Raw genomic sequence first — 21,371 nt, 5'->3', positions numbered from 1 at the left:
GCCATGGGTTTAGGGAAGAGGCGCTGCATCGCCGTCCTTCCGGGCAAACCAGCCGCGCGCGGAATGTGTGAACAGGAGCGCCGCGGCCAAGGGTTTCAGCACAATGCTGGCAATGGCGAGCGGCCACAGGCCCCACCCCTCATTCATGGCCGTGATTGCCGATGGCAGGCCCAGAATCCCACCGATTGCCATAAGCGTGACCAGCCAGCGGGCGAAATTTGCCCGAAAGAACCAGATCAGTGCAATCGGGATGAGTGCGATGGAAAGGCGCGCGGAAAGAAGCACGATCACACTATCGTGATCGAGCGGAACACCCGGCAGCGAGGCATGAAAATCCGCCCCGAAACGCCCCAGATCGAGCATCCCGGTGATATAGGCACTCAGGGCCTGGACAAAGAACAGCACCGCGAAAAGCCGGATCGAGGCCGGTCGCGCGGCTTTCATAGCGGAGTGAAATCGAGCCCGATATCGGCGGCCGGTGCGCTCTGGGTCAGGCGGCCGACCGAAACGTAATCGACCCCGCTTGCCGCGATGGCGCCGATGGTGGCGAGCGTGACCCCGCCTGAGGCTTCGGTGGCGCAACGCCCGGCGACAATAGCCACGGCTTCGCGCAGGGTTTTGGGGTTCATATTGTCGAGCAGCAGATGGCTCGCGCCCGCGATGAGCGCCGGTTCGATCTGGTCCAGCCGGTCGACCTCGCAGATGATGTCCTTCACGCCGGCGTTGCGCGCGCGGCGCACCGCTTCGCCCACATCGCCTGCGACAAGGACGTGGTTGTCCTTGATCATCGCTGCATCCCACAGCCCCATGCGATGGTTCTGGGCCCCGCCCATGCGGGTGGCGTATTTTTCGAGATGGCGCAGGCCGGGAATGGTCTTGCGCGTATCGAGCAGCTTCGCCTTGGCGGGCCCCATCGCACGGACATAGTCGCGCGTCATAGTGGCGATGCCGGAGAGGTGCTGCACCGTGTTGAGCGCACTGCGCTCTGCCGTCAGCATCGCGCGGGCATTGCCGGAAAGGCGCATGATGTCCGATCCGGCGGGTACTTCCTGCCCTTCTTCGGCGAGGATTTCGATTTCCATGGCCGGGTCGAGCAAGCGGAAGAAAGCGGCCGCAATCGGCAGCCCTGCGACCACAATCGGATCACGGCTGTCCATGACGCCCGAAAAGCGGGCATCGGCAGGGATCACGCTTTCGGCGGTAACATCGTGCCCGCCGCCCGGCAGGCCTGCGCCCAGATCCTCGTCCAGTGTTGCACGGACGAAAGCGGCGAGGTCGAAGCCGGGGATATGCCAGTCAGCAGCCAAGAAATCCATCCGTCCCGAGCCTGTCGAAGGACAGTCCTTCTTCTTCAGGCGTGTTGCCACGCGCTAAGTGAAGAGCGGCTCTTCGACAAGCTCAGGCCGGACGGAATTTTCGAGTCCGCGAACCTCGATCAGTGCACGAAGCGGGCCACAACGTCGCGATAGGAACGGCTGACCTTCACCTGTGCGCCGCTTTCCAGCACCAGGAAGCATTCGCCATTGGTGTGGGGCTTCACTTGCCGCACCTTGTCGAGATTGACGATGGTGGAGCGGTGCACGCGCTGGAAAGTGCGCGGGTCCAGCCGGCGTTCGAGATCCTTCATGGTTTCCCGCAGGATCAGCGAATTGTCGCCGGTATAGATGCACATGTAGTCGCCAGCCGCTTCGATATGCTCGATCGAATCGACGTCCACACGGAAGATTTGCCCGCGATCCTTGACGTTGATGAGCTTTTCGTAGCGGGAGGCGGCGCTTTCCTCCTCATCGCCCAGGCCTTCGACGGCATCGGGGGCGACTTCGGCCAGCACTTCCTTGAGCTTTTCCGCCTCTTCGGCGGAGCGCTTTTCGGCAAGGCGGGTGCGCACGCGTTCCATCGTGTCGGCCAGCTTGTCCACGTCCACCGGCTTCATCAGGTAATTGACCGCATTGGCCTCGAAAGCGCGGATCGCATGTTCCTGAAAAGCGGTGACGAAGACGAACAAGGGCGGCTCGATCTCCATCACGCCCTTTACGACGGAAAATCCGTCGAAGCCGGGCATCTGGATGTCGAGGAAGACCAGATCGGGCTTCTCCGTCTTGATCTTGCGGATCGCCTCGCGCCCGTTGGCGCAAGTATCGATTATCTCGACGTCGGAAAATTCCTGAAGCCGCAATTGCAGCCCTTGGATAGCGAGTTTTTCGTCATCGACGATGATTGTGCGGATGCTCATGCGCCAAGCCCCAATTCACGCTGGACGGGGTGGGGCCCGTGATTGTCCTGGGGGCTTTGCGCGGTGTGTCCGGCCTGGGCCGGCTTGCTCTGCGGTTTCAGCAGGGTCGGGGTCTCCTCTTGCTCGGCCGCTTCATATGGAATTTCGATCACCACAGTGAAGCCGCCTTGCGCCGGTGTGCGGGTCTCGAAGACATGATCGTCGCCATAGGCCTGGGCGAGACGGTCCCTGATATTGGTCAGACCGACGCCAGTTGACGAAACCACGCCCGCGCTACCCACGCTGGCACCGGTAAAGGTCGCCCCCGTGCGTGCGTTTTGCAATCCCGGGCCGGTGTCCGCAACGGTGACGCGAAGCCTTTGCCCGATGAGCCGCGCCGAGATGCTGATCTTGGCCCCTTCTTCCTGCGGCGAGACGGCATATTTGATGGCATTCTCGACCAGCGGCTGGAGCAGCAGCGAAGGCAGCAGGGCCCGCCGCGCTGCATCGTCGATCCGGAATTCGGTGCGCAGCCGCTCTTCAAACCGCATCCGCTCGATATCGAGATAGAGCTTCAGCGTCTCCACCTCTTCCTCGACAGTCACCTTGCCGCCCGGTTCGTTCACCAGCGTATGGCGCAGGAAGGCCGAGAGCCGCGTGAGCATCGCGTTCGCTGGTTCGGTCTGCTTGAGCAGCACCAGAGTGGAGATCGAATTGAGTGTATTGAACAGGAAGTGCGGATTGAGCTGATAACGCAGCATGGCGAGCTGTGCCGTGGTCGCCTGCAACTGCATCTGGGCCAGTTCGTCGGCCTTTTCCTCCGCCTGGAGGAAGTAATTGATCGCGTAATAGAGCGCGGACCATGCGCCCAGCAGGGTCATGTCGATATAGAACACGCCCAGGAAGAGCTGGGCGAAGCTGGCATCGCTGGTCGGCCGGTAAAGGCTGATCACCCAGGCATCGATGAAGCAATAGAGGCATACCGCCAGCCCCAGCGCCAGCGGGCTGAAGGTCCAGGTGATGACCGGCCGCCGGTTGATCAGCTGGCGATAGATGACCGACAGCAGCAGGCTGATCGAAAAGCCGGTGATTGCTTGGATCAACAGCAATACCAGGAAGTCGAGCGGCAGATTGTTGGCCAGTGCGGAGACCGTGCGGAACACGAGAATCCCGCCCCAGCCCGCGAACTGGATCTGCCAGAATGCCCGGTTCTTGTTCGCAAAGAACGGCGTGGGTTGGAAAGGCAGCACGGCCATGGTCGGGCTTCTACCGCAAAAATTGTCGGAACGTCAGAATGTTTTGCGTCGTTTCGTGCAAGGAGTAGTTTGATCTGCGGGAGACATGCCGTGACTGACCTGCATCACCCCGCCGCCCGTGCGGCTTTCCGCTCCATGCAGGAAGGCACCGCGCAGGACTGGCGGATCATCGCCGGGGAATTCCGCCCTTACGCGGCTGCCTTGCCGGGCAGGGTTCTGGATCACCTGCAATTGCTGCGGGGCGATTATGGTGGTTTCCCGGTCGACCGGCTGGAACATTCCTTGCAAACCGCGACGCGCGCCCATCGCGACGGACGGGACGAGCCCTATGTGGTGATGGCCCTGCTGCACGATATCGGCGATACGCTGGGCGCCTATAACCACCCGGACATTGCCGCGGCGATCCTCAAGCCCTTCGTTTCGGAGGAATTGCACTGGATCTGCCTGAATCACGGCGTGTTCCAAGGGTATTACTTCTTCCACCATCTGGGCATGAACCGCGATCTGCGGGAGAATTTCCGCGGCCATCCGTGGTTCGATGCCTGCGCGGAATTCTGCGAGAAATACGATCAGGCGGCCTTCGATCCGGATTACCGGTCCGAGCCGCTGGAATTCTTCGTGCCGATGGTGGAACGGGTCTTCGCCCAGCCGCTCAATTCGATTTACGCCGCTGCGGTGGAATAGGGCCTAGAGGCCCTTTGCCTTGGCTACGCGTTCGATGGACGCGGCCAGCACGTCGCGCGAGAGGGCGCCCGAATGGGCCTCGTCCCCGATCACCCAGGATGGCGTGCCGGTAAAGCCTACTGCTTCGGCGATGCGCTGGTTGTTCTGGATTTCCATCTCGTATTTGCCGCTTGCGATAGCCGCCTTGGCCTTGGCAAGGTCCAGCCCGGCATCCAGCGCTGCGGCGTCGATCGTGGCAGGCGTGACCGTGTCCTTGGTGAACATGGCCTTGTGGAAGGCGGCGTAACGCCCCTGATCGGCCGCGGCCAGCGCCATGCGCGCGGCATCGTCGCTATCGGGCGAGATCACTGCCTCTTCGCGGACCACAACCTTCAGTTCCTTGTTGGCGGCGATCAGCGCCTCCACCTCAGGTACGCTCAGCCGGCAATAGGGGCAGGCATAGTCGGAGAATTCGACCAGCACGATCTTGCCGTTCGGATTGCCCAGCACCGCGCCGGGATAGGGATTTTCGATCGCTGCGCGCAAAGGGGCGAGCCGCGCCTGCATTTCGCGCTGCTGCATGCGCTGCATCGCTTCGGGCAGGATTTCGGGATGTTCGAGGATGTAGTCGCGCACGATCGTTTCGGTCGCGCCGCGTCCGGCGCCCGTCGCCTGCCACGCCCAGCCACCAGCGAAGCCGAGCAGGGCGGAGCCCAGGACCAGGGCAAGAGAAGGCAGGATGCCGCCGAAGCGCGAGGAAGAAGCCATGGGCAAGAGCGCTACTTGCGCTTCTTCTGCCGTTCAAGCTCGGCTTTCGCCGTCATGGCAATATCCTGCGCGCGCAGCCAGTCGGGCGTGCCCGTGGGCAGGCCGCGTTCGGCCGCTTCCGCGCTGCGCATGGCTTCCTCCATCCGGCCGCTCATCGATTGCTGTTCGGCGCTGGCCAGCCTTGCGCGCGGCATGTCGCCCTGCGCGGCATAGACAACGCCCAGCTGATACCAGGCGAAGGGATTGTAGCGGTCGCGCGTGACGGCGGCTTTCAGCACTGTCTCGGCCTCCGCGAAATTCGCATTATCCTCGGTCGCGATCAGGGCGTGGCCGAATGTGGTGGCGATCAGCGGTGTGTTGTTGGTCAGCCGCGTGGCTTCCCGCAATGGCTCCAGCGCCTCGCGCGGGCGACCCGATTCGAGCAGGATCTGCCCTTCCAGCTCCAGAAAATAGGGATCGTGAGGATCGGCTTCGATCAGCGCCTTGGTTTCGGCCAGCGCTTTGTCCACCTGCGCATCCTTGTGATAGGCATAGGCTCGGGCATAGCGCGCCGGAATGCCGGTCATGGTAGTGGGGTAGAAACGCAAGGTATCCTGCGGTTCCGCCAGATAGCCGTAGAGCTTGGCCTTGGCACGCTGGAAGCGTTCCTCCAGATCCGCGTCATTGGGCTTGGCCCAGGCAGGATCGCGTTCGTAATCGCGCTGCAGGTTTGAGATGCGGTCGCCGGTCAGCGGGTGGCTGCGGGAATAGGTCGCATCGTCCTTCTGGCTCACGCCATAGCGGAATTCGAGGTTCTGCAGCTTCTTGAAGAACTCGATCGAACCGCGCCCGGAAATCCCGGCCTTGGAGAGATATTCTACGCCTGCCGCGTCGGCAGAGCTTTCCTGCACCCGGCTGAAAGCGAGATATTTCCCCATCGCTGCCTGTTGCCCGGCAGCCAGAATGCCCATGCCTGCATCGCCTGCGCCTGCCGCGATTGCGGCGACGCCCAGCAGCAGCGAGACGATGGTGATATTGGTGGCCTGCTGGATACCTTCGGAACTGCGGATGATGTGCCCGCCGGTGATATGGCCCAGTTCGTGCGCCATCACGCCCTGCACTTCATTGGCAGTGTCGGCGGCGTTGATCAGGCCGCTATGAATGTAGATGCGCTGTCCGCCGGCGACGAAGGCGTTGATCGAATTGTCCTGCACCAGCACGATCTCGACCGCGCCCCTGCCCAGCCCGGCCGCCTCGGCCAGCGGGTCGACCATGTCCTGCAGCAGCTTTTCCGTCTCGGCATCGCGCAGCACGGATTGCGCGGCGGCTGGCTGGATGGCCAGTTGCAGCGCGGCAAGCAGGGCCGCCAGTCGGGCTATGATCCGGATGGGTGCGCGCATTGCCTTCCTGCTAGCGTTCCGGCGGCTGAACCGCGGCTGAAGCCCGGGCAGATTCCGCCCTTTCGGCAAGGAAGGCAAGCACCCTCTCCTTCGCCTCCCCGCCGAGATCGAAGGGTTGGGCCAGCTGCATCAGGATGCCCGCATGGCCCACGCCATCCAGCACTACCGGCTGTGTCGGTGCACCGGCAGCGGTCAGAGCCCGGGCAAGAGCTTCGGAATTGCGCGGGCGCACGGCGGTGTCGTCGGAACCGGTCAGCAACAGCATGGGCGGCGCCTGGGCCCGGGCGAAGGTGATCGGCTGGGTATCGGCGGGCCGGGGCCAGCGGCCGAAGGCCTCACGCGTGGCCTGTGTGGTGAAGGGATGGAAATCGTAAGGCCCGGCAAGGCCGACCACCCCTGCAACGATATCCGTACTCAACCCATGATGGGCGAGCCATTGCGGATCGAGCGCGACCATGGCGACATTATAGGCCCCGGCCGAATGGCCCATCAGCAGAATGCGATCCGGGTCCCCGCCATAGCGCGCTGCATTGCGATGCGCCCAGGCCACGGCCGCGGCCGTGTCTTCCAGCATGGCGGGAAAGCGCCCCTTTGGCACCAGGCGATAGCCGGCCAGCACCACGACATAGCCCTGCGGCGCGAAATTGCGCGCGATGAAGCCGTAATCGGCCGGATCGCCGCTGTTCCAGCTGCCGCCATGGACGAAGACCAGCACCGGCAAGGGCTCTGCCCCGCGATTGGGATAGATATAGAGCTGTTGGGCCGGATCGGGCCCGAGACTGGCTCTCAGGCGGTGCCGCTCATGCGTGAACCAGCTGTCGATCCGGTCGAGCGTCGCGACAGATTGGGTCTGCCGTGCCCAGAGATAGAACCCGCCCAGCAAGATCAGGGCAAGCACGGCGAGAATCACCGCCGGCAACAGGCAGCCGATCCTGCGCCGCCCGCGCCTCACGGCGTAGGCAATCCTTGCAAGGCAGTGAAGCAGGCGGGGCGGATCATGGCCGCCTTGTTAAGGCCTTCCCGGGCGGAACGAAAGCCCGCGCGGCAGTATGACCTTAGCCGATGAGCTTCTTGGCGACCTTTTCGATCAGGGCGACATCTTCGGAGATTTCGCCCAGCACGGCCACATCGCCAGTGCCCATCCGGCGGATCATCACAAGGCCGAATTCATGGCCTTCGCCTGCGAGTGTCTCGAAGGCCATCGGCTGCAGCTTGCGCAGCTGGCGGGCGATCCGCGCGCGCGGTTCGCGAGTGACCGGGGTGGAAGGCTTGCCAGCTTCCTCGCGGCGCAAGCGGCGTTCGGCCGCGACCACGCCTTTCAGGCCGCCATCCGCCACACGCAGGAATTCTCCCAGCGCGCCGCGTTCCAGCCCCTGACGATGCGCATGGCTGAGTGCCGCAGCATATTCGGTAAGGCGCGTCTTGTCGTATTCCGCACCGAAGACGAGCTTCACCACGGGGGTCATCGGAGCACGGTCCTGCACGGCAAGGCCGGAGGCTTCGAGCAGATCGGCAAATTCGTCAGGCTCTGCAGCGGCGGCGAGCGAGAAATCGTAAGCGCGCGAAATCGCCGCGTACAAGGCCGCGCGGGAACGGTCTTCGCTCGACACCGCGACCTGCGCGAGTTCGCGGGCGGAAGCGAGCCAGTCGCCCAGGCCCATTTCGCTCTCGTCCATCACGGAAAGGCCATAGGGCGCCAGGTCGCTATCCTCGTCCGCAGCATAGGCTGTGTCGGAAGAGGGCGTCGTGTCGAAGGACTCCATGCCGCCGAAATGCGGCACGGGCAGAACCGCGTCATCCAGCGCCGGAATACCGCCATGAATATTGAGGTTCACTACGCCGTCTGCCGGCGTGGCGGGCAGATCGGCCGTTGCAGCCGGACCGTCGGCCCAATCGGTCATCGGCCAATCGGTCATTGGATGGTCGGAAGAGCGCAGCGGCGTCGCCTCGGGTTCTTCTTCCAGAGCCTGGTCGATTTCGAGCATCAGCTCGTCCGTGGTGCGCTGGTCGGCCATTTCCTTCCAGTTGATCACGCCATAGATGAAATCGATCGTGTCATCGTCGCTGGAAAAAGGCAGCAGGATTCCGCGGTAGAGAATCGTTTGGCTGCGCTGATTCACGAATTCCGCCTCGAAGCCGATCGGCGCCTGATTGGCGAGTATCTGCATGTAATGGTCGGTAATGCGCGAAAGCAGTGAACGGGTCGGCACATCGGCCAGATGCTCGATCGTTTCGTCGGCATCGCATTCGGCGGCCAGCTTGTCGCCCAGATAGGAGATGCCCGGATTGTCGATCCCGGCCGTGAAATCCAGCAGCACGCTGTAAGGCCCGAAATCCGTGAGCGACTCGGGATCGAGATCGTCGATAGAAGGGAAGTTGCGGTCTTCCAGCAGGCTGGCCCAGTGGTTGTAGGCCCGCACCTGCATGCGGCGCTCGTCCTGCCCGATCAGGCTGGGTGTCTCGCGGCCGGCACCGTCTTCAACCGGATCATAGGCATCGCCGTCGTCGATCAGGTCGGCGCGGTCGGCGAAATTTCCCCTAAGCGTGTCCATGGCCCTCAAGCCCCCATTGCAACATCTGGGGGAGGGTTCTGGCGCGACATGGTAAACTTATCGTTAAGTTGTGCCAAACTCTGTTCGAGGTTCGGTATTTTGCCGCCAGCGTGACGTCACGCCGCCAATCCGGCGCAGCGGAATGGCTGTAGAACAGGGTTTCTAGACAGCGGGCGGAGCGTGGCCCTCGCCGATTCCCGGCATGGGCGCCAGGCTGCGAAGCACGACCAGCGAAGCCAGCAGCCAGACGGCCGAAGCGAGCAGGGCGTTGGGCGTTCCGACATAGTCCGACAGGGTGCCCCAGGCCGCAGAGCCCAGCGCCATGCCGCCGAAGATCATCGCCTGGAAGATGGAGAGGCTGCGGCCGAGCAGTTCATCCGGGCTGCGCATCTGGATCGAGACGTTGAGGCTGGTCATGGCCGAGACATGGCCGCAACCCGCCATGAAGGCCGCTGCCATAGCCAGCGGGATATTGGGCGCGAAGGCCAGCAGGGTAACGGCAACGGCCGCGATGACGCTGGCCGCACTGACGATCGCTTCCGGCCCGTAACGGCGACGGACGCGCGCCACCCAGACGGCGGTGATGACCGATCCGACACCGAAGGCGCCGAACATCAGGCCGAATCCGATCTCGCTGCCTTTCAGCTGTTCGCGCGCCACCAGCGGCAGCAGCGCCTGGAAGCTGATGACGCCGATGCCGAAAGCCAGGGCGCGGGCGAGCACGCGGCGCACCGGGCTGCTGGACATGGCAAAGCGCAGGCCGGCACCGATCGCCGCGGTCATCCTGTGGCGCTGCGCGCGGGCAGGCATCTCGGGCCGCCAGCGCAGCAGGATATAGACCAGCGCCAGATAGCTCAGCGCGTTGATGGTGAAGGCCGTGGAGGGCCCCCAGATCGACAGGACCACCCCGCCTATCGCCGGGCCGACGCTGCGCGCAGCATTATAGGCGATGGTATTGAGCGAGATCGCCTGGGGCAGGTCGCTGCGGGGCACCATCTGGCGCACCGATGCCTGCCAGGATGGGCCATTGAGCGCGAAGCCCATGCCGATGGCCATGGTGAAGAACAGCAGCGAATAGGGCCCGATCGCGCCTGCCCACGCAAGCGCGGCGAGAATCGCGGAGAGCACCAGCATGCCGACATTGGCGATCAGCATCACTTTGCGCCGGTCGTAATTGTCGGCAATCACCCCGGCGAAGATGCCGAACAGCAGCACCGGCACAGTGACGGAAGCCTGCACCAGCGCGACCAGCAGGTGCGATTCGGTCAGCTCGGTCATCAGCCAGGCCGCCGCGGTCATCTGGATCATGCTGCCCAGTGCCGAGGCCAGATTGGCCATCCATACCTTGCGGAACACCGGCCAGCGGAATGGCGCGAAAGGCGAATCGAGCGCTACTGCCGCCGAAGGGTTGCCAAATTGAGTGCTGTCCGCGTCCGCCACGGCTGAGGCCCTAGGCGTGCTTTTTGATTGCCGCAAGCGCCCCTGCGGGCGGCGCCTGCCCGATCAGAGCATGTAGCGCATGCGGATCGTCTGGCTCAGCGGCTTGTCCGCCACTTCGAAGGCAGCCGATTTGAAGCTGGGCGGGCCCATCTTCACCTTGGCGTCGCGGGAAAAGCCGTATCCTTCCTTGGGCATCATCATCAATGCCCGGTCGGCCTTGCCATTGTTGTTCTCATCGTGAAGCAGCGCGATGGCATAGGTGCCCGGCGCCACATTCTCGAAGGTGATCGTCACCGTGCCAGCGGCATTCACCACCGCGCGATGGGATTTCGGGTCCTGCCGGCATTTGGGGAAGACCTTGGTGTCGTCCGTCATGCAGGCGCGCACCACGCCCTTGCTGTTCCGCAGGTCGGTGACGGTGATCGTCACGCTGGTGCCGCCCGTCGATGCGGCCAGCAAAGGCGCGCCGGCAAGGGCCAGCGCCGGGGCGAGAATCAGGGCTGCGAGAGGCCGCGATCCGTGCCGCACAGATGATCCCAGAAGCGGAAATAGAGGCCGTAGTTGCATCGGTAATTCTCGTGATGACGGTGGTGGTGGCTGGCGGTTATCAGCCAGTGCCCTAGCCGGGAATGAACGAGGGCGCGGGGGAACATCTCCCAGCCCATGTGATTGGTTACGCCCATCAGCGTCATGATCGCCAGTACCGTGCCCAGCATGGCGATATGGATGGGGATGAAGAACACCAGGGCGGGGATCACTACCGCGCCAGTGACGGCCTCCACCGGATGGAAGCTCATCGCCGCCCAGGCTGTGGGCGGGCGGCTGGCATGGTGCACGGCATGGGCCACGCGGAACACGGCCGGGCGATGCATCCAGCGATGGGTCCAATAGAACCAGGTGTCGTGGAGGAAGAGGTAGAGGAACAGGGAGAGCGGCAGGTACCACAGCGGATAGTCGGTCCAGCCGGTGTAGATTCTGGTCCAGCCCCGCTCCTGCCAGCCCCAGGCGACGATCCCTGCGGGCACGCCATAGATCGCCGCCGAGGCGAGCGACCAGAAGATTTCCATGCGGATCTGGGGATTGAGGCCCTTGTAGAGCCCGGGGCGCACCTTGTGCGTCGCCCAGGCGAAGGCCCCGCTGGTGATCAGATAGCGCACGCCCACGATCAGCGTCATGGCGAGTGCAGAGAGGAGCAGCGCGGTCATGGCCGGGCTCGCGCCGAAGCAGGTGTTACACCTGTTACACAGTGCAACGCCCCCGAAATTCCGCCCCGGCCCCCTGCGTGCAAAGGATGCTGGGCGGATCTGGCGGCGCGCGGAATCATGGCGGGCTCCCTACCACCTGCTTGGCGTGTAGGACAGCCCGCCCGATCCTGTCTGAAGCGGTTTAGCTCTGGCGGGGTGCCTGGCGGCGCTGCGGGCGCTGGCCGCCTTCGCTGCGCGGGCCACGGCCCTGTACACTGCGGGCCTGCCCGTTACGGCCCTGCCCGCCATGTGCCTGGCCGCCATGTGCCGAGCCGCCGTGAGCCTGGCCGCCGTGGCGCTGTTCGCCCTGACGGCGTTCACCGCGATGATCCGGACGGGCATCGCGACGTTCGCCGCGATTGTCGCCCCGATATTCACCGCGCTGCTCGCCACGATGCTCGCCCTGACGACTGTCGCGGCGCGGATCTGCGGAACGGGCTCCGTCGCGCTGGCCCTGGGCCTGGCCGCCGCGAGCGTTGCCGCCATTCCGGTTGCCGCCCTGCCGCTGGCCGTCGCGGCCGGATTTGGCTTCGCGCGCCTCGTCGGAATTGGGCCAGGGATTGCGCGGAGTGATGAACTTGCGCGCGGCTTCGCGGCGTTCGCTGTCGCGACGCTGCCCGCCACCATTGGCACTGCCGCCGCCATTGCCGCGAGCGTTGCCGCCACGGCCCTCACCGCCACGGCCCTCACCGCCACGGCCCTCACCGCTACGACGCTGCCCGCGCCCGTCGCGCGAATTGCGGCGATCGCCGCGGCCTTCCTCGCGCTCGTCTTCCGGCTTCGGGCGCGCCGGCAGGGGCAGGCGGGCCATTTCGGTGCGGAAGCTTTCGGGCAAGGGCATGGCGGTCAGCCGGACACCAGTGAGCTTTTCGATGTCGCGCAGATAGGCTTTCTCGTCCGGCGCGACGAAGCTCATCGCGATGCCGTCCGCCCCCGCGCGGGCCGTGCGGCCGATGCGGTGGACATATTGTTCGGGCACGTTGGGCAGTTCGAAGTTGAACACGTGGCTCACGCCCGAAACGTCGATCCCGCGCGCGGCGATGTCGGTCGCCACCAGCACTTTCACATGGCCCTGACGGAAGCTGTCCAGTGCACGGATGCGCTGGGCCTGGCTCTTGTTGCCGTGGATCGCGACCGAATCGATATTCGCGGCGGAGAGATGACGCACCACGCGGTCGGCGCCGTGCTTCGTGCGGGTGAATACCAGTGCGCGGTCGAGGCTCTGGTCGTTGAACGCTTCGCGCAGGCGCAGGATCAGCAGGGCCTGCTTTTCCTTCTGGTCCACGAAAGTGGAATATTGTTCAACTCGCTCGGCCGTGGTGGCCTGCGGAGTCACTTCCACGCGCACCGGGTTCTTGATGAAGCGCTTGCCCAGATCGGCGATCGCCTTGGGCATGGTGGCGGAGAAGAACAGGCTCTGGCGCTTTTCGGGCAGCAGGGCAGCCACGCGGGTCAGCGGCTTGATGAAGCCGAGATCCATCATCTGGTCCGCCTCGTCGAGCACGAAGATTTCGACATGGCGCAAGGTCAGGGCGCGCTGGTCGATCAGGTCGAGCAGGCGGCCGGGCGTGGCCACCAGAATGTCGCAGCCGCGCGTCAGGGCGCGGGCCTGCTTGCCCACGGGCACGCCGCCGAACACGCACTGCACGGAAAGGTCCAGGAAGCGTGCATATTGCTTCATGTTTTCGGCGATCTGGGCGGCCAGTTCGCGAGTGGGCGAAAGCACCAGCATGCGGCAGCCGGCATTGAAGCGGCCGACGGGATTTTCCGCCAGACGGTGCAGCGAAGGCAGCGAGAAGGCCGCGGTCTTGCCGGTGCCGGTCTGCGCAATGCCCAGAATGTCGCGCCCTTCCAGCAGGGCGGGAATCGCCTGGCGCTGGATCGGGGTGGGATCGGAATAGCCCTTCGCGTTCAATGCACGAAGGATGGGCTCGGCCAAGCCAAGCTCGGTGAAATAGGACATGAAAATCTCTCGTTGGGGCGGCGCGCAGACGCATTGCGCCTGTGCACGGGCCCGGGTTCGTTTCTGGCGAACCTTGCGTGAAAAAGGCAGCTTGCTTGCGATGTCTACGATCGGAAGTTCGGGCGGAACGCCGGGGAATGCCCGTGCGCCCTCACGCTGCCGGAACCGCGGCGGGAAGGCCCCGCTCGCCGATTGCTGCGCTGCACATAAGGAGGATTGCCCCGAAAAGCAAGGAAATTGCGCGGGCGCCTTATGCTCCGCCCCAGCGGCCGACATGGGGATCGAGCAGGGCGAGTTGGCGGCGCAGGGCCGTGCGGGCCAGCCGTTCCATTTCCACCTTGCGCCGGGCGGCGGCCAGCGGCTGCAAGGGGGCGGGCCTTAGAATCTCCGCATCATAGCCATCGGCCACGATCACGCCGCAGGTTCCCGGCAGGAAGCTGTCCGTCTCCAGCGGAGCCCGGTCGAGCTCGGGCGGAAGACCCCAGAAGAAGCGGTCGCAAAACTCGAGGTAGTCCGGCCATTTGGCGTCGCCCAGCAGGTCTGCCCGGCTGACTTTGATTTCTACAATCACGATCTGGCCCTTGGGATCGATCCCCATGAGGTCGGCTCGCCGGCCGTTGCGCAGCGGCATCTCGGCCAGGCACCAGATGTCGTTGCGGGCAAACAGCCGCGCAATTCCGCGCGCTACGGCCTGTGCGTGGCGCTCTGCGGCTTCCTGTTCGGGGGTCAATATTGCGGGAGAATCGCCCATGCTCCGAAAATGGAACATAGCAGGAACTTCGTCAACGGGCTTTCGCCTCGTAGTTCTGAGGCGGGAATTGCCGGATCAGGCGAAGCGCTTGCGCTGGATCATCCCGTGGGGCGCCAGCGAGAGCAGGGCGGTGCGGGCGGCAAGGAATTCGTGCCACAGCGCCAGTGCCGGCGCAGTCGTATCGGCGCCGCGTGCGTTCACGGCCAGCAGGGCGGTGATTCCGGGTTCCAGTATGGCGGCCAGATCGTCGATCCCCTTTTCCGCCAGTTCGCGGCGCCAAGCGCCAGCATGGCGAATGGTCTCGGGGAAGGCGATGATTTCGGGCGTGAGCACTTCGGGCTCGATTCCCGCAAGGCTCGCCACCACGGCAGCGGCATCCTGCAGGGCAGCCCATTGGGCGGCCGTCGCGCCGTAAATGGCTTCGGCGAAATACGGCGTTCCGACCAGCGAATCGCCGTGGGGAATCATGTTGGGAGGGACCGCGTTCATGCCCAAGGCATAGGGGCCAGAAGTTTGAGAAATGGTTAGTGGCGCGGCAACCTATGTGCGCCACTAACCTCGTCTATCAGGCAGTCGATATGCCAAATGCTTGATTCAAAAAGCGGTATCAGTTCGCGAAGGGATCGTCGTCCACCGTGTCGTTGCTTTCGAGACCGAGGTCGATATTCGCCCCGTTCTCGCCCGTGGTCAGGTGGTTGTTTTCCGAACAGACATATTCGCGAATCGGGAAGGAATTATCCAGCTTGTAGGCCACGCGGGTCACGAAGGGGGCGGTCAGCACTTCGGGATCGGTGATAGTCATCTCGTCGATCAGCTGGCCGGGCTTTTCCAGCCAGATCTTCTCGTCCACGCGCATCTTTTCGCTGTGATTGATCCCCGGCGCGATGAAAGTGGACAGGTTGAAGCCGGTGTTTTCGATCACCAGCGTATCGCCTTCCCAATGGCCCACGGAATTGCCGTTGAAGAACAGGTCAGGCTCGGCAGGCAGCTTGCGCCCGTCCGTATAGATGCGGCGGGCCTGGGCATAGGCTTCGGTCAGGATCGTCACCCGGCCCGGGGAATAGAGAATCTCGATCGGATAGGGCTGCTGCATCAGGCCGGGCAGGCCCGGCGGCAGGCAGTGGGCCTGGGCATACTGGTCGGGCCCGTTTTCCTTAGTGTCAGCCAGATATTTGTCATAAGCGGCCTGCGCCGTGGGCGTCAGCTGCGGCTTGGCGGCCGCGCGGCCGCCGAACAGGGCGCCCCAATCGGGATACCAGATGCCGGTCCAGTCCGGCAGCTTGGTCACTTCCTGATAGGCCGTCGCCCGCGGAGTGGCTTCGTCGGCGGCCATGGCGGGGGCCGTCAGGGCGGGGGTGACGAACGCCAGCGCAGAAGCGCAGGCAAGCATGCTGGCAATGCGGGGTAGGCCCTTCATTTCACTCTCCGGAATGTGATTTTCTTGTTTCATTTTTCGCCCTCGTGTGGCGAGAATTTGTTCCAAGTCAAGCAGCGGGTTGATAAAGTCATGTAAGATTGCCAGATGGGACGAAAATCAGCATCCGCCATTCCAAGTCGGATGCCATACGGAGAGTAGCATGCCTGGGAAGATTTCATTCCGCAAAACCCTGATCGGTACCGCCCTCGCCGCTGGTGCCGTTTTTGCCGTGGGGGCGCCGCTGGCTGCCCATCATTCGACCGCGATGTTCGAATGGGGCAAGGAAAAGCCGATGCCCAACGCGGTGGTGGATCGCTGGGAATGGACCAATCCGCACACCTTCCTTTACGTGAAGGTGAAGGAAAAGGACGGCAAGGAACACGTCTGGGCGCTTGAGGGCATGAGCCCCAACCACCTGCAGCGCTATGGCTGGGCGCGCACGTCGCTCAAGCCGGGCGACAAGGTGAACCTCACCTATTACCCCCTGCGCGACAAGCGCCGTGGCGGCTTCAACGTCACCGTCACCAAGGCGGACGGCACCAAGCTCAACCAGTTCGGCGAGCGCGGTTCGGTCCAGTAAGCAGCGCAAGGTCCGGGCATGACTGCGGTGCGCCCTTGGCGGGGCGCATCGCTTTTGCCTTGGCGCGGGCAAGCAAGCTTGCTAGGCGGCGCTCCACGCACCCGTAGCTCAGCTGGATAGAGTACTGCCCTCCGAAGGCAGGGGTCACAGGTTCGAATCCTGTCGGGTGCGCCATAGACAGGCCTCCAGCCGGAGGCCTTTTTTATGCGTCCGATGGCGTTGAAGCAGCGCGAAGCCGGTCCGCTTCTATCCTTTTACGCTCTCCCTCATCGCCTTGCGGATCGCGGTGAATACCTGCTCGTCTTCAAGCTGGGTCACGTTGAAACGCAGGAAGTTTGCTGCGGTCTGCGATGGGCTGAACACGTTTCCGGGCCCGAGCATCACCTTGTCCCGCATGCAGCGCCGGGCAAGATCGCCGGAATCATATCCTGCCGGCAAGCGACACCACAGATGGAAGCCGCCGCGGGGCATGATCCATGGCGTGATGCCCAGTTCGGCCAGGCGTTCTGCGGCCTGCTTGCGCGCGCGGGCCAGGCGCTGGCGCAGTTCTTCCATGTGCTTGCGATAGCCGCCGCCGGCCAGCACACCCGCGACCAGTTCCGTCGCTAGTGTCGATGGGCCGCCGAAATTGGTGGCGACCTGCAGGTCGGCCAGTTCCTCGATCCAGTCCGCCCGTGCGGCGATGTAGCCGCAGCGTGCCGAGGCGGAGAGGGTCTTGGAAAAGCTGCCGATGCGGATCACCCGCTCCAGCCCGTCAAGCACGGCGAGGCGGGGCGAGGGGGAGGGCTCGAAATCCGCGAAGATATCGTCTTCCACGATCGTCATGCCGTGAGCAGCAGCCAGCGTCAGCACGCGGTGGGCGGTCTGCGGCGAGAGGCTGGCGCCGGTGGGATTATGGATGGCCGAATTGGTGATGTAGAGGCGGGGCAGGTCATCTGTCAGGGCCTGTTCCAACGCGGCGCAGTCCGGCCCGCTGGGCGTATAAGGCACGCCGATGATCCGCACCTGATGGGCGCGCAGAAGCGCCTGGAAATTGAAATAGCACGGATCGTCCACCAGCACACTATCGCCCGGACGCAGCAGCAGGCGGCAGACGAGGTCGATTGCTTGCGTGCCCGATCCGGCGAGCATGATCTGCTCCGCACCGGCGGCAATGCCTTCATCTGCGAAGCGGGCCTGCAACAGGCGGCGCAGGGCCGGCGATCCGCGCGTTCCGCCATAGCTCGTCAGCAGTGTATCCTCCGCTCGCGCAAGGGCCCTCAGCCCCTTGCGCAACGCCGCATTGGGCATCCAGTCTGCCGGCAGCCAGCCGCAACCGGGAGTGAGGACGGCGGGATCGGCATCCAGCGACTGGCGCGAGACCCAGAAGGGATCGAGTTCGCGTTCCCGTTGCGGGCCCATTTCCGCAAGTGCCATCGGCGGCAGGTTCGCGCCCGTGACGTAGAAGCCCGAGCCGCGCCGGGCGCGGATGACGCCTTCCGCTTCCAGCCGGTCATAGGCCTCGACCACCGTGGAGGGCGATACGCCCATCGTGCGGGCAAAGCCGCGTACCGAGGGCAGCCTGTCGCCAGGCGTCAAGGCGCGGGTGGCGATGCGAGTGCGGATCGCTTCCATCAGCGCTTCGGTGCGAGTCGGTGCCGGGCTGACCATTCCTTGGTTCCTGCGTTCTGTATGGCTATTTGGACTAATACAGTTTGGCATAATTGTATTCTATCGTTGCTGTCCGGCCAAGCCCTCGCTGCCTAGTGCGGCGCCTCATAGGAGGCACTGGCATATGGACCGGACAAGCGCGGGCTGGGGTAGCGGCCTGCTGGGCGTAATCATTTTCAGCGGATCGCTGCCGGCGACACGTCTCGCCGTGGCGGAACTTTCGCCGCTGTTTCTCACTTCGGCCCGGGCCGCGATTGCCGGGCTGCTCGGCGGGGCGTGCCTTGTCGCCCTGCGCCAGCCGCGTCCTGCCCGGGCCGATCTCGCCCCGCTCGCTGTCGTGGCGCTCGGGGTAGTGCTGGGCTATCCGCTGCTCTCCGCATTGGCGCTGCAATATGTCAGCGCGGCTCATTCCGCCGTCTTTCTCGGCCTCCTGCCGCTCAGCACGGCATTTTTCGGGGTTCTGCGCGGGGGCGAGCGGCCCCGGCCTGCCTTTTGGGTCTTCTCCCTGGTCGGAGCGGCGATCGTGGCGGGCTTTGCCCTGTCGCGCGGTGCGGAAAGTTCCCTTCCTGGCGACCTGCTGATGCTGGCGGGAATTCTCGTTTGCGGCCTTGGCTATGCCGAAGGAGCCGCCCTTTCGCGCAGGCTGGGCGGCTGGCAGGTCATTTCATGGGCGCTGCTGTTGGCACTCGTCCCGATGACAATGATCGCCCTTGCCGCTGTACCCGCGCATCCGGGCGGGATCGGCACCTCTGCCTGGGCCGGCCTGTTCTACGTCTCGGTCTTCAGCATGCTGGTGGGTTTCGTGTTCTGGTATCGCGGCCTGGCGCTGGGCGGGATCGCGGGCGTGGGCCAGCTCCAGCTGTTGCAGCCCTTTTTCGGGCTGCTCGCGGCCGGCGTGGTGCTTCACGAACCTGTGGCCTGGACGATGATTGCCGCAGCGGCGGCAGTGATCCTGTGCGTTGCCGGAGCGAAGCGCTTTGCCTGAGGCTTGCGCCCTGCAGATCAGGGCCAGGCCTTGGCCGGCGCTTCGGCACGGCAGCCGGTGAGCCTGAAGGCGCCGCGCGGCATTGTGTCGCGTTCGGCCTCCGGATCGGCAGTCAGCATGGTGACGTCATACCACAGGGCCTGACCCAGCTCCGGCGTCATCAGATAAGGCGGTGCGTCCTGCCCGGCAGAGGGCGGATTTTCGGCCACCATCAAATCCCGGTCGAGCGGGAGGAAGCGCAACTTGGCAAGCAGCTCAAGTTCCGCGTCCTGATCTTCCGGCGTTTCCGCGTCCGGCAGGAGGCTGGCGGGGCCGCCATCCTCGGCCTTGGCATCATAGGGGTTTTCGACCGGCAGCAGGGTAATTCCGCCATAGCCGTTGGAAACCGCGAAGGAGAACCAGTAGTCCCGCTGGGCAGTGGTGACCTTGAAATAGAGGTCGGATGCCACGGAAGGCCAGTGCTTTGCCGGAATGAAGGCGGCCTGGATCGCGCCTTCCTCTGAAGGCAGGGTGTAGATTGCGCGTTCGGCCGGGCAGGTTGCCCCCTGTGCCGGGCGGTCTTCCGCATGGGCCAGGGCGGGAGCGAGCGCAAAGGCAGCGGGAAGCGCGCACCGCAGCGCGGCGCGGAAAACATGTGCCATGAAAATCAGCTCCAGCCTTGTTCGAGAAAACGCGTGGCGCAGCCCGCCAGAAAGGCGGCTCCGCGTGGAAGGACGGCCTCGTCAACCATCATGCGGCTGGAATGGAGGCCGCAGCACTGGCTCCAGTCGTCGCCCTCATGCGCGACGCCCAGGAAGAACATCGCGCCCGGCATGGCCTGGAGGACATAGGAGAAATCCTCCGCGCCCATGATCGGGTGTTCCATGCGCAGGAAGCCCTGTTCGCCGCCCAGTTCCTTCGCGACTGCTTCGCCCAGCGAAACGGCGCGCGGGTCGTTGATGGTGGGCGGGAAGCCCTGCACGAAACCGGCAGTGGCCTTCATTCCATGCGCGGCGGCGATGCCTTGCGCCAGTTGCGACACTTCCTCCCGCACGCGGGCGCGGTTTTCGGGGGAGAGCGTGCGGATCGTGCCGCGCAGCCGCGCCTCGTTGGGGATGATGTTGTGTGCGCTGCCTGCATCGAGCTGGGTGATGGTGATCACCACTGCCTCGGCCGCGTTGAAGCGCCGGGTGACGAGCGTCTGCAGCGCGCCCACGATCTCGCAGGCAACCGGAACCGGGTCGCGCGTGTCATGCGGCATCGATGCGTGGCCGCCCTTGCCGGTGACGGTGATCTCCACCATGTCGGCGGCGGCCAGCAGTGCCCCGTCGCGGCTGCCCAGTACCCCGTGCGGGGCGTTGGGCATGATGTGCATGGCAAAGGCCGCTTCGGGCAGGGGATAGCTGTCCGTGCCGCCAAGCAATCCGTCTTCCAGCATGAAACGCGCGCCGTGAAAGCCTTCCTCGCCCGGCTGGAACATGAAGCGCACTTCGCCAGCCAGATCGGCCTGACGCGCGGCCAGGATGCGCGCGGCGCCTGCCAGCATGGCGGTGTGCGTGTCATGCCCGCAGGCATGCATCCGTCCGGGAATGGTGGAGGCGAAGGGCAGGCCCGTTTCCTCGCCCATAGGGAGTGCGTCCATGTCGCCGCGCAGCAGCACGGTGCGGCCGGGTTGCGCGCCTTTCATGATCGCCACCGCGCCGGTGGTGGACGGCCCTTCGCGCCATTCCAGCGACAGGTCCGCCAGTTCGGCGCGGACCTTGGCCAGGGTCTTCGGCGTCTCGAGCCCCAGTTCGGGTTCGGCATGGATCGCCCGGCGCAGGGTGATGATGCGATCCGCGATCGCGCGGGCATCGGCGAGCAGGGATTCAGTCAGCATCCCGGAGTGATAGCGTCAACCGGCGCGGGCCGCCAGCCGCTGCTATCACGGATATTTCATCTGGATATGAGTGGTCAGGCCCGATTTTGTCACATTGAGGCGCACGGCACTGAACGCGGGCAGGCCGGCAATGGTCGACGGGTTGTTGGAAAAGCCGAAGCCTTCCTTGGGCAGCAGCCCGCGGTCGAACTTACCGCCGCCATCCTCGTCGTGATAGACTGCGATCGCGTAGACGCCCGGGCCCGGAATGCACACTTTCGCGCGGGTCGTGCCCTGCTGCGCATTGACCTTGCCGACATTGATCTCGCCCTTTGAGGCGAGGAAGCGCTTGCGCTCGTCAGGATAGACGGTGACCACCAGCTTGCCGTTGTTGTTACGGATGCCGTTCGCCGCGACGGTGATCGAGGAAGCGAACTTGGTGCGGCCTACGCAATCGCCGTCGCCCTGCGCGGATGCAGGGGCCGCCGCGGGGGCGGCTGCCGCCGCCAGGGCGAGGGTCAGTGCGGATTTTCGGAAGAAGGAAGTGTGGGTCATAGCTTTCTACATGGGTTTGCGGTTTCAATTTCACAGGGCCGACTGGCAAAAGCCGAAGCCATCGCCATTGCGCCCTTTGTCGAGATGCGAACCCTGTTCGTCGGGGATTTTTGCCCCCG

21 protein-coding genes, 1 tRNA gene and 1 pseudogene are annotated in these 21,371 nt (G+C 64.5%); 4 read left to right on the top strand and 19 right to left on the bottom strand.

Features of this window, described 5'->3' with window-relative positions; all coding sequences use genetic code 11:
* Positions 1–9: 9 nt before the first annotated feature.
* The 4 genes from WFP36_RS06715 to WFP36_RS06700 all read right to left on the bottom strand — a co-directional run bounded on the left by WFP36_RS06715 (position 10) and on the right by WFP36_RS06700 (position 3,468).
* Positions 10–444, bottom strand: a complete 435-nt coding sequence (locus WFP36_RS06715; protein ID WP_336979039.1) for a hypothetical protein — start codon at positions 442–444, stop codon at positions 10–12.
* Positions 441–1,307 (bottom strand): carboxylating nicotinate-nucleotide diphosphorylase, encoded by an 867-nt coding sequence (gene nadC, locus WFP36_RS06710; RefSeq protein WP_336979038.1) that lies wholly within the window; start codon positions 1,305–1,307, stop codon positions 441–443. Before nadC ends, WFP36_RS06715 begins: the two co-directional genes overlap by 4 nt.
* A 128-nt stretch (positions 1,308–1,435) precedes the next feature.
* Positions 1,436–2,233: a LytR/AlgR family response regulator transcription factor gene (locus tag WFP36_RS06705; protein ID WP_336979037.1), complete on the bottom strand. Its 798-nt coding sequence runs from the start codon at positions 2,231–2,233 to the stop codon at positions 1,436–1,438.
* Entirely contained in the window at positions 2,230–3,468 is a 1,239-nt protein-coding gene (locus tag WFP36_RS06700; RefSeq protein ID WP_336979035.1) for a sensor histidine kinase, read from the bottom strand. Before WFP36_RS06700 ends, WFP36_RS06705 begins: the two co-directional genes overlap by 4 nt.
* A gap of 135 nt (positions 3,469–3,603) precedes the next feature.
* On the opposite strand from WFP36_RS06700, the gene WFP36_RS06695 reads away from it, so the two are divergent.
* Entirely contained in the window at positions 3,604–4,152 is a 549-nt protein-coding gene (locus WFP36_RS06695) for an HD domain-containing protein (RefSeq protein WP_336980022.1), read from the top strand.
* 3 nt (positions 4,153–4,155) lie between these two features.
* On the opposite strand, the gene WFP36_RS06690 is transcribed toward WFP36_RS06695, so the two are convergent.
* From WFP36_RS06690 to WFP36_RS06640, 11 genes and pseudogenes are all read right to left on the bottom strand, one after another.
* A complete protein-coding gene (locus WFP36_RS06690) occupies positions 4,156–4,899 on the bottom strand; it encodes a DsbA family protein (protein ID WP_336979033.1) in 744 nt (247 codons plus the stop codon).
* Between the two features lie 11 nt (positions 4,900–4,910).
* Entirely contained in the window at positions 4,911–6,278 is a 1,368-nt protein-coding gene (locus tag WFP36_RS06685; RefSeq protein WP_336979031.1) for a M48 family metalloprotease, read from the bottom strand.
* 10 nt (positions 6,279–6,288) lie between these two features.
* Complete coding sequence (locus tag WFP36_RS06680; RefSeq protein ID WP_336980021.1) at positions 6,289–7,188, bottom strand: alpha/beta hydrolase; 900 nt, start codon at positions 7,186–7,188, stop codon at positions 6,289–6,291.
* 145 nt (positions 7,189–7,333) lie between these two features.
* The gene (locus WFP36_RS06675; protein ID WP_336979029.1) at positions 7,334–8,830 is read right to left on the bottom strand and encodes a PAS domain-containing protein; all 1,497 of its coding nucleotides are present in this window, start codon (positions 8,828–8,830) and stop codon (positions 7,334–7,336) included.
* 162 nt (positions 8,831–8,992) lie between these two features.
* Positions 8,993–10,270 carry an MFS transporter gene (locus tag WFP36_RS06670; protein ID WP_336979027.1) on the bottom strand — a complete coding sequence of 426 codons (1,278 nt, stop codon included), beginning with the start codon at positions 10,268–10,270 and terminating at the stop codon, positions 8,993–8,995.
* A 63-nt stretch (positions 10,271–10,333) separates the two neighbouring features.
* Positions 10,334–10,729, bottom strand: a complete 396-nt coding sequence (locus WFP36_RS06665; protein ID WP_336979026.1) for a DUF2141 domain-containing protein — start codon at positions 10,727–10,729, stop codon at positions 10,334–10,336.
* A gap of 35 nt (positions 10,730–10,764) precedes the next feature.
* The gene (locus WFP36_RS06660; protein ID WP_336979024.1) at positions 10,765–11,475 is read right to left on the bottom strand and encodes a sterol desaturase family protein; all 711 of its coding nucleotides are present in this window, start codon (positions 11,473–11,475) and stop codon (positions 10,765–10,767) included.
* 631 nt (positions 11,476–12,106) lie between these two features.
* Positions 12,107–13,477, bottom strand: a pseudogene (locus tag WFP36_RS06655) (DEAD/DEAH box helicase); the annotation flags it as partial.
* Positions 13,478–13,727: 250 nt separating this feature from the next.
* Positions 13,728–14,228: an MmcB family DNA repair protein gene (locus tag WFP36_RS06650; RefSeq protein WP_336979019.1), complete on the bottom strand. Its 501-nt coding sequence runs from the start codon at positions 14,226–14,228 to the stop codon at positions 13,728–13,730.
* A gap of 75 nt (positions 14,229–14,303) precedes the next feature.
* Positions 14,304–14,717 carry a hypothetical protein gene (locus WFP36_RS06645; protein WP_336979017.1) on the bottom strand — a complete coding sequence of 138 codons (414 nt, stop codon included), beginning with the start codon at positions 14,715–14,717 and terminating at the stop codon, positions 14,304–14,306.
* A 118-nt stretch (positions 14,718–14,835) separates the two neighbouring features.
* A complete protein-coding gene (locus tag WFP36_RS06640) occupies positions 14,836–15,678 on the bottom strand; it encodes a hypothetical protein (RefSeq protein WP_336979016.1) in 843 nt (280 codons plus the stop codon).
* 127 nt (positions 15,679–15,805) lie between these two features.
* Here WFP36_RS06640 and WFP36_RS06635 point away from each other — a divergent pair, with 127 nt between their 5' ends.
* Together WFP36_RS06635 and WFP36_RS06630 are read left to right on the top strand one after the other, a co-directional pair.
* Positions 15,806–16,225 (top strand): DUF6152 family protein, encoded by a 420-nt coding sequence (locus tag WFP36_RS06635; protein WP_336979015.1) that lies wholly within the window; start codon positions 15,806–15,808, stop codon positions 16,223–16,225.
* Between the two features lie 97 nt (positions 16,226–16,322).
* Positions 16,323–16,399 (top strand) — tRNA-Arg (locus WFP36_RS06630).
* A 72-nt stretch (positions 16,400–16,471) separates the two neighbouring features.
* Here the strand turns inward: WFP36_RS06630 and WFP36_RS06625 are convergent.
* Entirely contained in the window at positions 16,472–17,875 is a 1,404-nt protein-coding gene (locus WFP36_RS06625) for an aminotransferase-like domain-containing protein (protein ID WP_336979013.1), read from the bottom strand.
* Positions 17,876–17,999: 124 nt separating this feature from the next.
* Here WFP36_RS06625 and WFP36_RS06620 point away from each other — a divergent pair, with 124 nt between their 5' ends.
* Complete coding sequence (locus WFP36_RS06620; RefSeq protein ID WP_336979011.1) at positions 18,000–18,860, top strand: DMT family transporter; 861 nt, start codon at positions 18,000–18,002, stop codon at positions 18,858–18,860.
* A 17-nt stretch (positions 18,861–18,877) separates the two neighbouring features.
* On the opposite strand, the gene WFP36_RS06615 is transcribed toward WFP36_RS06620, so the two are convergent.
* The 3 genes from WFP36_RS06615 to WFP36_RS06605 are packed head-to-tail and all read right to left on the bottom strand — an operon-like array spanning position 18,878 to position 21,252.
* Positions 18,878–19,501, bottom strand: a complete 624-nt coding sequence (locus WFP36_RS06615) for a hypothetical protein (RefSeq protein ID WP_336979009.1) — start codon at positions 19,499–19,501, stop codon at positions 18,878–18,880.
* A gap of 5 nt (positions 19,502–19,506) precedes the next feature.
* Positions 19,507–20,718, bottom strand: a complete 1,212-nt coding sequence (locus WFP36_RS06610; RefSeq protein ID WP_336979008.1) for a M20 metallopeptidase family protein — start codon at positions 20,716–20,718, stop codon at positions 19,507–19,509.
* 45 nt (positions 20,719–20,763) lie between these two features.
* Positions 20,764–21,252 (bottom strand): DUF2141 domain-containing protein, encoded by a 489-nt coding sequence (locus WFP36_RS06605; RefSeq protein ID WP_336979007.1) that lies wholly within the window; start codon positions 21,250–21,252, stop codon positions 20,764–20,766.
* Between the last annotated feature and the right edge of the window lie 119 nt (positions 21,253–21,371).

Origin of the sequence: Fulverythrobacter fulvus (assembly GCF_037154085.1) — a bacterium.
In the GTDB taxonomy this organism is placed as follows: Bacteria; Pseudomonadota; Alphaproteobacteria; order Sphingomonadales; family Sphingomonadaceae; genus Andeanibacterium; species Andeanibacterium fulvum.
This window is presented reverse-complemented; position numbering and strand designations above follow the sequence as displayed.